The 13,564-nt window shown below is 49.4% G+C and carries 14 protein-coding genes; 1 reads left to right on the top strand and 13 read right to left on the bottom strand.

What is annotated here, in order from left to right:
- Nucleotides 1-242, top strand: a 242-nt coding sequence (locus B5D20_RS02410; RefSeq protein WP_143311778.1) for a sensor histidine kinase, incomplete at its 5' end; no start/stop codon positions are given.
- A gap of 34 nt (nt 243-276) precedes the next feature.
- Here the strand turns inward: B5D20_RS02410 and B5D20_RS02415 are convergent.
- From B5D20_RS02415 to B5D20_RS02475, 13 genes are all read right to left on the bottom strand, one after another.
- Nucleotides 277-1,335 carry a Gfo/Idh/MocA family protein gene (locus B5D20_RS02415; RefSeq protein WP_341429542.1) on the bottom strand — a complete coding sequence of 353 codons (1,059 nt, stop codon included), beginning with the start codon at nt 1,333-1,335 and terminating at the stop codon, nt 277-279.
- Nucleotides 1,266-2,210: a transketolase family protein gene (locus B5D20_RS02420; RefSeq protein WP_078664645.1), complete on the bottom strand. Its 945-nt coding sequence runs from the start codon at nt 2,208-2,210 to the stop codon at nt 1,266-1,268. Before B5D20_RS02420 ends, B5D20_RS02415 begins: the two co-directional genes overlap by 70 nt.
- 15 nt (nt 2,211-2,225) lie before the next feature.
- Nucleotides 2,226-3,044: a transketolase gene (locus B5D20_RS02425; RefSeq protein WP_078664756.1), complete on the bottom strand. Its 819-nt coding sequence runs from the start codon at nt 3,042-3,044 to the stop codon at nt 2,226-2,228.
- Between the two features lie 22 nt (nt 3,045-3,066).
- Nucleotides 3,067-3,918, bottom strand: a complete 852-nt coding sequence (locus B5D20_RS02430; RefSeq protein ID WP_078664646.1) for a YitT family protein — start codon at nt 3,916-3,918, stop codon at nt 3,067-3,069.
- A 68-nt stretch (nt 3,919-3,986) separates the two neighbouring features.
- Nucleotides 3,987-5,097, bottom strand: a protein-coding gene (prfB, locus tag B5D20_RS02435) for a peptide chain release factor 2 (RefSeq protein WP_177592992.1) whose coding sequence is annotated in 2 segments (ribosomal slippage) — nt 3,987-5,027 and nt 5,029-5,097 — 1,110 coding nt in all. Because the reading frame shifts where the segments join, the coding sequence is not laid out codon by codon here.
- A gap of 1 nt (nt 5,098) precedes the next feature.
- Nucleotides 5,099-7,768 carry a preprotein translocase subunit SecA gene (gene secA / locus B5D20_RS02440; RefSeq protein WP_078664647.1) on the bottom strand — a complete coding sequence of 890 codons (2,670 nt, stop codon included), beginning with the start codon at nt 7,766-7,768 and terminating at the stop codon, nt 5,099-5,101.
- 102 nt (nt 7,769-7,870) lie between these two features.
- Nucleotides 7,871-8,404, bottom strand: coding sequence for a DUF5317 domain-containing protein (locus B5D20_RS02445; RefSeq protein ID WP_242952034.1), 534 nt, complete (start codon nt 8,402-8,404; stop codon nt 7,871-7,873).
- A gap of 11 nt (nt 8,405-8,415) precedes the next feature.
- A complete protein-coding gene (locus B5D20_RS02450; protein ID WP_159071933.1) occupies nt 8,416-8,997 on the bottom strand; it encodes an HD-GYP domain-containing protein in 582 nt (193 codons plus the stop codon).
- A gap of 241 nt (nt 8,998-9,238) precedes the next feature.
- Nucleotides 9,239-10,552, bottom strand: a complete 1,314-nt coding sequence (locus B5D20_RS14240) for an HD-GYP domain-containing protein (RefSeq protein ID WP_078664650.1) — start codon at nt 10,550-10,552, stop codon at nt 9,239-9,241.
- 194 nt (nt 10,553-10,746) lie between these two features.
- On the bottom strand, nt 10,747-11,391 hold the full coding sequence (locus B5D20_RS02460; protein ID WP_078664651.1) for a hypothetical protein: 645 nt from the start codon (nt 11,389-11,391) through the stop codon (nt 10,747-10,749).
- Nucleotides 11,392-11,550: 159 nt separating this feature from the next.
- Complete coding sequence (gene hpf, locus B5D20_RS02465) at nt 11,551-12,075, bottom strand: ribosome hibernation-promoting factor, HPF/YfiA family (protein WP_078664652.1); 525 nt, start codon at nt 12,073-12,075, stop codon at nt 11,551-11,553.
- Nucleotides 12,076-12,168: 93 nt separating this feature from the next.
- Entirely contained in the window at nt 12,169-12,888 is a 720-nt protein-coding gene (locus tag B5D20_RS02470) for an amino acid ABC transporter ATP-binding protein (protein ID WP_078664653.1), read from the bottom strand.
- Nucleotides 12,875-13,555 carry an amino acid ABC transporter permease gene (locus B5D20_RS02475; RefSeq protein WP_078664757.1) on the bottom strand — a complete coding sequence of 227 codons (681 nt, stop codon included), beginning with the start codon at nt 13,553-13,555 and terminating at the stop codon, nt 12,875-12,877. The genes B5D20_RS02470 and B5D20_RS02475 overlap by 14 nt, the downstream gene beginning before the upstream one ends.
- Nucleotides 13,556-13,564 lie beyond the last annotated feature (9 nt).

Raw genomic sequence — 13,564 nt, forward strand, 5'->3', positions numbered from 1 at the left:
AAGTGCTTCTGGAAACTGTTCGGAACGGTCCACAGGTTATAGTGCGGGTAAGAGACAACGGTCCTGGTATTCCTCCTGACTTGCAGGAGCGCATTTTTGACCCTTTCTATACCACCAAAGAATACGGTACCGGTCTGGGACTCACCATCTGTCGCCAGCTGATAAATGCTCATGGCGGTCAAATCCGGATAGATAGCCATCCTGGCCGGACGCTGGTGGAATTTACTCTCCCTCTAAGCTGAAAAGGCTCCTCCTGCATAGCAGGAAGAGCCTTTTTTATAAGTGAACCACCTGTTCCTGTTGTAGAGAAGCAAAGCAGGCTTCCAGTAAGCGAGCCTGTTCGATCAGCCGGGACATTGCAGCCCCGTCATTGTCCTCTGTTCGCAAGTTAGCATGATAAACCTGTAGCTGCAACAGATAGGGATCGCCTTGATAGACTTCCTCTTGTTGTTTGCCCCCGGCATCAGTGAACAGGATGATACCCTGGCCGCCGGCTTTATCGGGGCGAAAGGCCCGGGGTAACGTGATCGTTCCCCGTTCGCCGAAAATCTCACAATAATCGCTAAAGGGCTGTTGAAAGCTGAATTGTAATTGGGCTAGAATACCCTTTTCCAGCTTCAAATTGACAGCCGCTGCTATGTCTATTTTGTACTCAGGGTGAAAGACTCCAGTAGCATAAATCTCCTCAGGTTTCATCCCGAGTAGGAAATTCAAGGCATCGAGACAATAGCAACCGATATCAAACAGACAGCCTCCGCCCAATTGTGGATCTAAACGGATATTTTTCTTTTCCCAATTCATAAGATAGCTGAAACCAGCGCGAAAGTATTTGACCTCTCCAATCACACCCTGGGCCAGAAGCATCTTTACCCTCTGAAGCTGCGGATGGTAGCGATACATAAAAGCCTCTGCCAGAAAAACCCCATTCCGTTTACAGACTGAAACCATCTCCTCGGCATCAGCAGCTGTCAAAGCCAGGGGTTTTTCACACAGGATATGTTTTTTCGCTGCTGCGGCCCGAATTACCCACTCTTTATGCAGAGCGTTAGGCAGGGGTATATAGACTGCATCTATTTCGGGGTCCTGCAGTAGTTCCTCATAACTGGAATATACCCGCTTACTGCCCAGCTGCCGGGCCTGTGCCTGCCCTTGTTGACTGGAGCTAGCAACTGCCAGAAGTTCACCATCCTCAGTAACGTGCAAAGCAGGAATGAATTTTTCCCTGGCAATACGGGCCATGCCCAGGATACCCCAGCGAATTCTTTTTATTTTCCTTCCCTCCGTTTCAACACCCGGAATACTGCTGCTCTTATAGCTTCTGCAGTCAAACCATATTTTTGCAGAAGTTCGGCCGGTTGTCCCGACTCGCCAAAAGTATCTTTAATCCCTACCCTTTCCACCAGGACAGGATAATGCTCAGCCAGGGTCTCGGTAATAGCGCTGCCCAGACCACCAATGATACTGTGCTCTTCTGCAGTTACTACCGCTCCTGTCAACCGGGCAGCCTGAACCACAGCCTCAGCATCCAGCGGCTTAATGGTGGGCACATTGATGACCTGGGCCTCAATACCGTCAGCTGCCAGGTTTTCCGCAGCATTCAGGGCTTCGGCTACCATGATACCACAGGCAAAAATGGTTACATCCCGACCTGGGCGCAGTTCATAGATTTTGCCGATTTCAAAGCGATAGTTATCCGCATTGACCTGAGGTACTGCCGAGCGGCCAAAGCGGAGATAAACCGGGCCCTGATGGACAGCAGCTGCAAATACTGCCTGCTCCGCTTCTATGCCATCAGCAGGTACAATCACTGTCATTCCTGGTAATACCCGCATCAGGGCTATGTCCTCCACCGTCTGGTGGGAACCCCCGTCCTCGCCAACGGTGATCCCTGCATGAGTAGCGGCAATCTTAACATTCAGCCTGGGATAGGCGATGGAGTTACGAATCTGTTCAAAGGCTCTGCCGGTAGCAAACATAGCGAAAGTACTGGCAAAAGGAATTTTTCCGGCAGCGGCCAGACCGGCGGCAATACCCATGAGATTTTGTTCAGCTATACCAACATTGAAAAAACGTTCCGGAAACACTTTGGCAAAGTCTGCTGTCTTGGTGGATTTAGACAAATCAGCGTCCAGGACCACTACCGCAGGATTCTGGGCTCCCAGCTGGGCCAGCGCTTTCCCATAAGCTTCTCTCGTTGCAATTTTACTCATCTGTCTTCCTCCTCATCAAGCCAATTCAGCCAGTGCTGCTTCAACTTGTTCCGGTTTGGGAGCAGTACCATGCCAGCCCACCTGTTTTTCCATGAAGGAAACCCCTTTACCCTTAATGGTTCTGGCTATGATAATTGTCGGCTGCCCCTTGGTCTGCCGGGCCTGAGCCAGGGCCCCGATTATGGCCGTAATATCATGGCCATCAATCTCCAGGACGTGCCAGCCAAAAGCCCGCCACTTCTCGGCAACTGGTTCGGAATTCATCACTTCGCAGCAGGGCCCATCTATCTGCAGACCGTTATAGTCCAGAATAGCGCACAAATTATCCAGCTTGTAATGAGCAGCAGCCATGGCCGCTTCCCAGACCTGTCCTTCCTGGATTTCTCCGTCACCTAGCAGGGCATAGACCCGCCAGGCAACCTGATCCAGTCTTGCCGCCAGAGCCATGCCTACGCTGACTGAAAGTCCCTGTCCCAGAGAGCCAGTAGACATTTCTACTCCGGGCAGTTTTTTCATATCAGGGTGACCCTGTAAGCGGGAATTAATGCGACGCAGGGTTAACAGCTCTTCTTTGGGGAAGAAGCCCTTTTCCGCTAGAGCCGCATAGAGAACCGGGGCAGCGTGGCCTTTACACAGTACAAACCTGTCTCGTTCTGGCCAGTGAGGTTGGGCCGGGTCTACCCGCATTTCATGGAAATAAAGGGTAGCCACGATATCCGCAGCCGAAAGGGAGCCGCCGGGGTGTCCGGACTGGGCCGCTCCGATCATACGGATTATTTGACGGCGCATTTCTTTGGCTTTTTCCGCTATCAACCTGACATCTGCCTCTACCATTGTCATCATGCAAAGCCCTCCATTAGTTGAATTTTTTAAATCCTTCGCCCAGAACTTCGTGTACATCTGTAACAATCACAAATGCCTGCGGGTCGGTTTCATAGACCACCTCTTTCAGCCGGCTGACCTCGGATTGACTGACAACAGATAAAAGGACATGCCGACTGATGCCCGTATAGGCTCCTTTACCAGCCAGAGAAGTTACGCCCCTGTCCAGGCGGGTCATAATGTTGCAGGCAATTTCCTCACTATGATCTGAAATAATAAAAGCTGCTTTCGCCGAGATTATTCCTTCCTGGACCAGATCAATTACCCGGGCTGCCACAAAAACCGTAATCAGCGCATAAAGGGCTTTTTCTACCCCAAAAACCAGGGTCGCCCCCAGGATAACCAGCCCATCAATAAACAACAGAATCTGCCCCAGCGGTAAACCTACAAATTTATGTAATAAGGCCGCCAGTTCATCGGTACCACCGGTACTGCCCTTGCTGCGAAAAACCAGACCAATCCCCGCCCCGGTTACCACTCCGCCATAAAGGCTGGCCAGAAGCAAATTGCTGGTTGCCGGCTGAAGATAGGGAGTAAGCAAATCAACAAAAATAGGCAGGGTAAGGGCACCCAGGAATGTGCGAGCTGCAAAACCCCAGCCCAGAGCCAGCGTACTGGCAATAAACAGGGGAATTTCCATGGCCAGCATCGAGCGGCCAACCGGAAAACCAAACAGCTTATTGAGGATAATGGCGATCCCGCTCACACCTCCGGCTGCAATCTGGTTGGGGGCCAAAAACCAGACTATCCCGGCAGCAGTGATCAGAGAGCCCAGCAGGGTGCCAAGGGATTGCAATATGAATTTGCTTTTTCTCCAGGTTGTCAAGTTATCACCTCATTTAATGTTATCCCCCAAAAGGAAAGGGGAAATGCACTTTCCCCTTTCCCCTCTCTCTATTCCTTGCGCTGGCGGGCCTGTTGAATAAGATAAGCACTGATAAATTCATCGATTTCTCCATCCATTACTGCCTCAACATTGCCGATTTCCACATTGGTTCGATGATCTTTAACCAGACGATAGGGTTGAAAAACATAGGAACGAATCTGACTCCCCCAGGCGATATCCTGTTGCTCTCCCCGTAAGGCTGCCAGTTTGGCTTCCTGTTCCTTCAGTTTCAGGTCCAGGAGTTTGGCCTTTAGCATTTTCATTGCCTTGGTGCGGTTGCTGATCTGACTGCGCTCGCTCTGGCACTGTACCACGATGCCAGTAGGAATATGGGTAATTCGCACAGCCGAGTCGGTTTTATTGACATGCTGTCCCCCCGCTCCCCCGGACCGGTAAGTATCGATGCGCAGATCCTCAGGGTTAATTTCAACCTCAACTTCATCTTCCACTTCCGGTATGACATCCACAGAAGCGAAAGAGGTATGCCTGCGCCCGGAGGCATCAAAGGGGGAGATGCGCACCAGGCGGTGCACCCCTTTTTCTGCCTTTAGATAACCATAAGCATGAGGGCCACTGATTTCCAGGGTAGCACTTTTGATACCCGCTTCATCTCCCGGCAATAAATCCAAAACCTCCACTTTATATCCCCGGTTTTCGGCCCAGCGGGTATACATCCTGAGCAGCATCTGACACCAGTCCTGGGCCTCTGTACCACCGGCACCGGCATGCAGACTGAGCAGAGCATCATTCTGATCATAGGGTCCGGAGAGCAAAACCTCCAGCTCTTTCTTTTCCACCGCCCGGGTCAGCTGCCGGACAGCCTGGGCTACTTCTGCCTCCATCTCTTCCAGGTCTTCTTCCGTTGCCAGCTGGTAGAGGGTCCAGGCATCTTCCCATTCCCGGTATAAGTCCTGGAATTCCCGAATTTGTTCCTGTAAGGAAGTAATCTGTTGCATCAGTTTTTGCGCTTCCTCCGGCTGGTCCCAGAAATCCGGAGCCATTGTTTTCGGTTCCAGTTCCTTCAAACGAGCTTCTTTACCAGCCAGGTCAAAGAGAAACCCTCATTTCTTCCAGTCTTTCCTGCAATTCTTCCAGTGGGCGCTTCCAGTCACCCAGCATGTTATGCACTCCTTCCACAGCAGCGTTTATATTTCTTGCCACTGCCACAGGGGCAGGGATCATTGCGGCCTACTGTCTTTTCACCTCTTACCGGTGCTTTGGGCTGGTCCTGGTAGAGATTTTCCTGGACATCCTGGCGTTCCTCCGGTTCCTCTACCACGGTAAGGCGATAAACATAGCGGACCACATCTTCTTTAATGCTTTCAATCATGTTCTGGAACATTTCATAGCCTTCAAACTTGTACTCAACCAGCGGGTCTTTTTGACCATAGGCTCTGAGACCAATGCCCTGGCGCAGCTGGTCCATGGCATCTAAGTGGTCCATCCATTTTTCGTCTACAACCCGCAGCATGATAATGCGTTCCAGCTCCCGCATGGTCTCCTGGCCCAATGCCTTTTCCTTGTTTTCATAATAAGCCAGGGCCGCTTCCAGCAGCTGGCGGCGGATTTCTTCCCGCCCAACATCCTGCAGAGCTTCCACAGTCAGATTATGCTCTGGCAGATAGAATTGCTCACTGTAGCGTAACAACCCGGCCAGATCCCACTCTTCCGGATGGACACCGGCATTGCAGTAGATATCCAGGGCCCGGTCGATCAGGTCCTCCACCATGCCCAGCACTGTTTCCCGCAGGTTTTCCCCGAACAGCACCCGGCGCCGCTGTTCATAAATCACTTCCCGCTGCTGGTTCATAACATCATCATATTCCAGCACGTGTTTACGAATTTCGAAGTTACGGGCTTCCACCCGCTTCTGTGCTGTTTCCAGGGAACGGGTGACCAGAGGATGTTCGATAGGTACATCTTCTTCCATCCCCAGCTTGTCCATTAAGCCAGCTATATTATCTGAACCGAATTTACGCATTAAGTCATCTTCCAGAGACAGATAAAAGCGGCTGCTCCCCGGGTCTCCCTGCCGGCCAGCCCGTCCCCGCAGCTGGTTATCGATTCGGCGGCTCTCATGCCTTTCTGTCCCGATAATATGCAGGCCACCTAACGCCACTACCTTTTCCTGTTCGGCATCGGTTTCCCGTTTGGCTTCCTCATACAGCCTTAAGAAATGCTCTCTGGCCTCCAGCACTTCGGGAATATTGGGCGGCACCTTTTCCGCTGCCAGATGGACGATTCTTTCATCATAACCCATTTGCCGCAGGCGCTGTTTAGCCAGAAACTCCGGGTTACCCCCCAGCAAAATGTCGGTACCCCGACCAGCCATATTGGTTGCAATCGTTACCGCCCCCAAACGACCGGCCTGAGCTACTATCTCTGCCTCTTTTTCATGGTATTTGGCATTCAGCACCTGATGCGGTACTCCGCGCTTGCGCAGCATCTCACTCAGCATTTCCGATTTTTCAATGGAAGTAGTACCAACCAGAACTGGCTGTCCGGTACGGTGGCGTTCCACTATTTCCTCAACAACAGCCTTGTATTTGGCCTTTTCAGTTTTAAAAATCAAATCCGGCAAATCCACCCGGCGGTTGGGCCGGTTGGTGGGTATGACCACTACATCCAGGTTGTAGATCTTGCGGAATTCCATTTCTTCCGTTGCCGCTGTACCGGTCATACCCGCCAGCTTTTTGTACATGCGGAAATAGTTCTGGAAGGTAATGGTAGCCAGTGTCTGGCTTTCTCGCTCTATTTTTACCCCTTCCTTGGCCTCAATGGCCTGGTGCAGGCCATCACTGTAGCGGCGGCCAAACATCAGGCGCCCGGTAAATTCATCCACGATGATGACTTCCCCATCTTTTACCACATAATCCCGGTCCCGCTTCATCAAGGCCTTGGCCTTGACGGCATTGTGCAGGTGGTGGGTTAACTCCGTATGGTCATCTTCGTAGAGGTTATCCACTCCCAGCATTTTCTCTACTTTCTCGATGCCTTTTTCCGTCATGGCAATAGTATGAGCCTTTTCATCTACGGTATAGTCTTCATTTTCCACCAGCTTTTCGGCAATGCGGGCAAAAACATAGTAGAGGTCAGTTGCCTTGTCCCCGGCTCCGGAAATGATCAGGGGCGTCCTGGCCTCATCTATCAAAATGGAGTCCACCTCATCCACAATGGCATAATTCAAGGGCCGCTGTACCATATGGTCAGCGTGCATAACCATATTATCCCTTAGATAGTCAAAACCGAATTCATTATTGGTACCATAAGTAATATCAGCAGCATAGGCTCGCTTCCGTTCCGCATAATCCAGGCCGTGAACAATCAAGCCAACTTCCAATCCCAGGAAACGATAAACCTGACCCATCCATTCCGAGTCCCGCCTGGCCAGATAGTCGTTTACAGTGACTACATGAACCCCCTTGCCCTCCAGGGCATTGAGATAGGCAGGTAAAGTAGCAACCAGGGTTTTTCCTTCCCCGGTTCGCATCTCCGCAATCTTCCCTTGATGCAATACCATACCGCCGATAAGCTGCACATCAAAATGGCGCATCCCCAGAACCCGTTTGGACGCTTCGCGAACAACCGCAAAAGCCTCTGGTAAAAGGTCATCCAGACTGGCCCCACTGGCCAGCCGTTGTTTAAATTCACCAGTCCTGGCCGCCAGTTCTTGATCAGACAGTTTTTCCATTTCCGGCTCCAAACCGTTAATTACATCCACCACTTTGCGCAATTTCTTAATCTCTCTGGCATTATCGTCTAGTAAGTTTTTTAAAAAATTTAATACCACTCCGTTTGCCCCCTTATAATAACGAAGGAACCCACAAGGGTCCCTTTTGCCTGAACTCTTGCAATATATAATTTTATCATTACCTCAGGATTGGCGCAACTTTCAGCTGCTTTTTTTCCGGCCATTGCCCACCATTCCTTCAGCAATAATCCAGAAAAGCCCTACCGCCAGCAAGACATCACCAATGCTGAAAACTTCATTCAATCCGGGAATATAGAAAATGTCTCCCAGAAAAGGCAGGGCATCATCTACCTGTAACAGACGGTGGGTACCATCTTCATAGAGGGCCAGCCTCTCTTTGACATGGGCCGGTAAAAAGCGGCCACTGACCGGCATATAGCCACCATTAAACAGAATCACCAGGAAGTTAAGAAACAAGCCCAGCCCCAGTATTCTGACCCCAATCAAATGCCGGTTAAGATAGAGCCAGTAGAAAAGAAAAAAATAACTGACCACATGGACCCAGCCCCCCCAGAGAATAACGGGATAAAATCGGGCCCGGGCCAGAATATCCAGCAGAAATTGCAGGGCGAAGGCAATCACCACCAGCATCAATCCCCGTAATTCCAGTTCACCCAGTCTGGCCAGGCTGCCCCGGCGCAGCCAGCCAAAAATCAAGGCAGCCACCAGTGCCATCCAGAACACTTTTATTCCTCCCTCCACCACCCGGAAATAATCAGGTCCACCAGTTCGGGGTCAATCAGCTTGCCTTTCTCCGAGGCGAGGATTTGTTTAATTTCCTCTCTGTTCTTACCCTGAACTAACAATGTATCAACAAAATCAGCTACATGCAAGATGCGTGCAGCTAATTCAATTTTCTCTCCCTGTAAACCAAAGTAACAGTTAGCCCCATCATAGCGCAGATGGTGCATCCCTACCCAGCGGCTGACATCAACCAGAAAAGGAATGCGCTCCAGTATGCGCTGGCCAGCCAGCGCATGCGCATCCTGATCCAGCTCATCGCCTCTTAGAACCAGTTTACCGATATCGTGGTAGAGAGCAGCCCTCCGTAGCTTTTTGCGCTCCGGTTCTGTCATTCCCTTTTGTAAAGCCAGCCAGTCCGCCAGTTGGGCGACCCGCTGGTTATGGCCTTCCTTGCCGTCTACTGTGCGCTCGGTTATAGATGCCAGTACTTCCAGGGTCTGCAGCAACTGAACTTTCATGCGCCGGTAGCTGTAATAGGCATAGCCAGCCAGTGCGAGAGGAATTAGATAAAAACTAAGAAGCATCATCCCTTGTGTTATGCTGGTTTGCCATTTTAACGAAAGTATAAAAATTATTATAAAACTAAACAACATAATAATTATTTTTTCTCTATTTTTCGACAACAGAAACCATAGAAAAAAGCCCTTCCCGTTGGTTTGGGACGGCTTTCTGCCTGATTGCATATAGCCTTACTCTCCTTGTTTCGCATTTAGCTCACTCCACTGTAAGGCTTTCTATGTACCGCATCTCAATTTATGTAAATGTCTATTCTTCCGCTTGTGCTGCTGCTATTTCACCCCTGGCTGCACCGGTTTCTATTTCCGTTAATATTTGTTTTTCCCACTTCGGGGCTAACCGCTTTTCCCAGGCCTGCACAAATGCCTGAACCACCTGGCTGTCCAGTTCAGCACCACCGCATTTTTGCAGTTCCTGAATGGCCTCCCGGGGAGATCGTCCAGCCCGATAGACCCGGTTAGACGTCATGGCATCAAAGCAATCTGCCACCGCAATAATCCGGGCCCCCATGGGAATTTCTTCACCACGTAGTCCATCAGGATAGCCGGATCCATCCATGCGTTCATGGTGGTAACGGACCATAAGATAAGCATCTCCCAGATTTTTGACCTGCTTTAGAATCTCAGCCCCAACTAGGGCATGGTCCTTGATGCGATTATATTCCTGGGGGCTAAGACGGGTACTTTTGTTAAGGATAACATCAGGAATGGCAATTTTGTCAATATCATGGAGCAAAGCCATATAGCGCAAAGTCTCAATTTTATGTTCCGGCCAATCCAGTTCTCGGGCGGTTTCCACTGCGAATTCAGCTACTCGCTCGGAATGTCCTTTGGTATAGAGATCCTTGGCCTCAATAGCGGTAACCAGGGCCTGGACTGTGTCCAGGTACATTTGCCGGGTGTCCATGTAGAGTTTGAAGGAATGGCGGGCCAGCATGAGGGGCAGGATGAACATTAATATGCCTAGTGCCCCCCATGCTTCATATATTTTGGCCATTAAAATACCCATTGGGGTAAGGGCAAGAAAATTTGGAACAACCCATTTATAATTTATCATCCAAATATCATATAGTTTCAAGTTTTGGGCCATTGCCAATGCTATTGATACTAAAAAAATATTCAATACAACAAAAATAATCGCGCTAATTATAGTTGCAGGCACTAAACTCCATAAATTTATGAAGAACAATTTTGCAAAAGCAGCTAAACTAATTGATATTATAAACTGTCCAATGTTAAATAGAATTTTAAAAATGTTTTTATTTTTGATTGTAAAACTGTTTAGACATTCGCCTATGAAAACGGAAAGAATTGCTGCGGGAGGATTAAAAAAATATAAAATTGCAACATTTAAAGCGATTCCAACTGTAATACTTGCACCTCTTGGCAAAAAAACAGGAAACATTTCAATAATCCAATAGACCAAAGCAAATAATACTATATCGAATAGACTATTTTTTTCAAAATTTGTATGTGTAATTGCGTATGCTAATAATATTACCGCAGCTATATCAACCAAAAAAATATATATATTTAGCATCTTCGCTTTCATAGACGAATACATATGCTCACCTCAGTTAAATAGTTAAACCCACCGAGTACTAGCCCCACCTACCAGTACAACAGCGATCAGAGCCAATACAACTTTCAGTACTTTTTGCATCGCGGTACACCTCCTTCTGTTTTTTTATTTTAGGTGACCGCTCCTCTCACTCTCATTTATGCCATGTCTCCCATCAAGGAGACGAATGGCCCTGTTTAGGGTTTAACCAGCAATGACAGACGCCGGTTTACGGCATTGAGGGTAGCCTTTACCACAGTCTCCCACTCATCAACCCGGACGTAGGCGGAACCAATCAAGGCCTCTTCCTCTTCCGGGGTAACCAGGGTTACAGCTACCACTGCGGCTTGCTTGCGTCCCAGGTGAATGATGGCTACATCATCCACAGCGAAGGTGCAATTGCCGCGCAGATAGCGCTCCAGCGCATCCAGAGTGGCCTGAGCCACCAGGCGCAGTTTATTGTTATAGGCTCCCGGGCCCTGGGCTCGACCAAACATGGTATCATCACCGAGCTGAAGTTCCACTTCCGCCTTGGCTTGTACCCCTTCAGTAAACAGCTCAGCCCGTATCAGTTTGGGGCGAACCTCGGTGACGGGAATCTCTTCTTCATTAGCCATTTGAGCTACGGAAATTTTCTTGTGGTCCAGGGCCACGCCAAACTGGGCCATCACCGCCGATTCTATATCCCGTACCAGTTGCTTGGGGCTGCGGTTTTGCTTGGCCAGAACATGGACTTCCTGAACTTCACCGTATTCATTGGAAACTATTTTAGCAGAAACTACATCCTTTATCTGGCGAATAATAGCTTCAAATTCTCTGATCATTTCCGGAGTTACACCCATTTTCTATCATCCGTCCTCTCCTGGTATTCTCGCTCACTCTCGATTAGTGTAATATTTTCTACAAAATTTCAATTTTTCCTGCTTGTTAATTCAAAAAATACAACTTTTTTAAAAAAGGCCAGTCCCTGTGGACCGGCCTATTTCCTTACTGCCAAAACTTTAAAATTCAGGTTCGATCAGACCATATTTGCCATCGCGCCGCCGGTAAACCACATTCACCTCATTGGTATCTGCATTACGGAAAACGTAGAAGGAATGACCTACCAGATTCATTTGCAAAATGGCTTCCTCGACAGGCATCGGTTTGACCGCAAAGCGTTTGGTCTTGACCACACTGTCATCAATATCGGCTGTCTCCACATCAGCTGCAACTGGCTCCAGGGAAGCCAGGTTGCGCAGCTTTTTGCTGAGGCGGGCGCGATATTTTTGGACCTGACGTTCCAGTTTTTCCACTACCAGGTCGATAGAAGCATACATATCGTTGCTGGCTTCCTCGCCGCGGATAATCATACCTTCAACGGGAATGGTCACTTCTACCCGATGCATGTTCTTTTCCACTACCAGAGTTACCTGCACATTGGTTATTTCACCCAGATATTTCTCCAGCTTACCAATCCGCTTTTCCACATAATCTCTGAGTGCGTCCGTTACTTCAATGTTTTTCCCCCGTACAACAAACTTCATAACAGTCACTCCTTTCTCGTCTGTAAGTATAATATTTTCTGTTTGCCTGTTAAAAAATCCTGCTAATTTAAAACAGAAAGTAGAAAATTTTTCTTACAGAACTTTGCTGAGAAAAGAGCGAGTCCGTTCCTGCTGGGGGTTCTGGAAAATCTGTTCCGGGGTTCCTTCTTCCACTATCCGCCCTTCATCCATAAAGATGACCCGGTCACCCACTTCCCGGGCAAACCCCATTTCATGGGTAACCACCACCATGGTCATCCCTTCCCGGGCCAGATCCTTCATTACGTTCAGTACCTCACCCACCATCTCCGGGTCAAGCGCAGAAGTGGGCTCATCAAAAAGCATTACTTTGGGCCGCATGGCCAGGGCCCGGGCAATCGCCACCCGCTGCTGCTGACCGCCGGAAAGCTGGTCCGGATAGGAATCGGCTTTGTCGGAAAGGCCGACTTTAGCCAGCAGTTCCCGGGCGATTTTTTCCGCTTCTGCCTTACTCTGCTTCCGAACCTGAATGGGCGCCAGGGTAATGTTCTGCAAAGCGGTCATATGGGGAAAAAGATTGAAGCGCTGAAAAACCATGCCCACTTCCTGGCGAATGGCATTGATGTTGGCCTTGGAGGTCAGGGGAATATTGTCCACGATAATTTCACCAGCAGTAGCTTCTTCCAGTTTATTGATACAACGCAACATGGTGCTTTTGCCGGAACCGGAAGGACCGATAACCACCACCACTTCCCCCTCCCGGACATGGAGGTTGATGTCCTTTAACACTTCCAGGTCACCGAAGCGTTTATAGAGGTTTTTAATGACGATCACTGACCCTCAACCTCCTTTCCATATAGGCCACCCACCGGGAAATGGTCATGGTCATGATAAGATAGATCACAGCAGCTGCAATATAGATTTCAAAGAACTTGTATTCCCGGCCAGCTACGTTCTTGGCCTGCATCATCAATTCCGGCAAAGCGATGACGGAAACCAGGGATGAGTCCTTGAGCAAAGCTATAAATTCATTGCCCAATGGCGGAATTACCCGTTTAAAAGCCTGAGGAAGGATAACAAAACGCATTGCCTGGCCATAGGACATGCCCAGGGAGCGGGCTGCTTCCATTTGCCCTTTATCAATAGACTGAATACCGGCCCGGAAGATTTCCGCCACATAGGCACCGCTATTGAGGGTAAAGGCAAGAATACCGGAAAGAAAAGGATTAGGAACATATTCCCAGGAAGTTCCCTGGACCAGCTGGGGTATACCGTAATGGATGATCAAGATCTGTACCAGCAAAGGAGTTCCGCGGAAAAAGTCCACATAGGCAGCAGCTCCCCAGGACAGGACCCGCCAGTGAGACAGGCGACAGAGGGCCAGGAACAGGCCCAGGAAAGTGCCGAGGAACACTGAAACAATGGTCAATTCCAGCGTCAACCAGGTGCCCTGCAGCAAAACCGGCAGGTTACGCAGGGCAATGCCAAAATCCAAATCCAGCATACTTTT

Source organism: Carboxydocella sporoproducens DSM 16521 (assembly GCF_900167165.1).
GTDB lineage: Bacteria > Bacillota.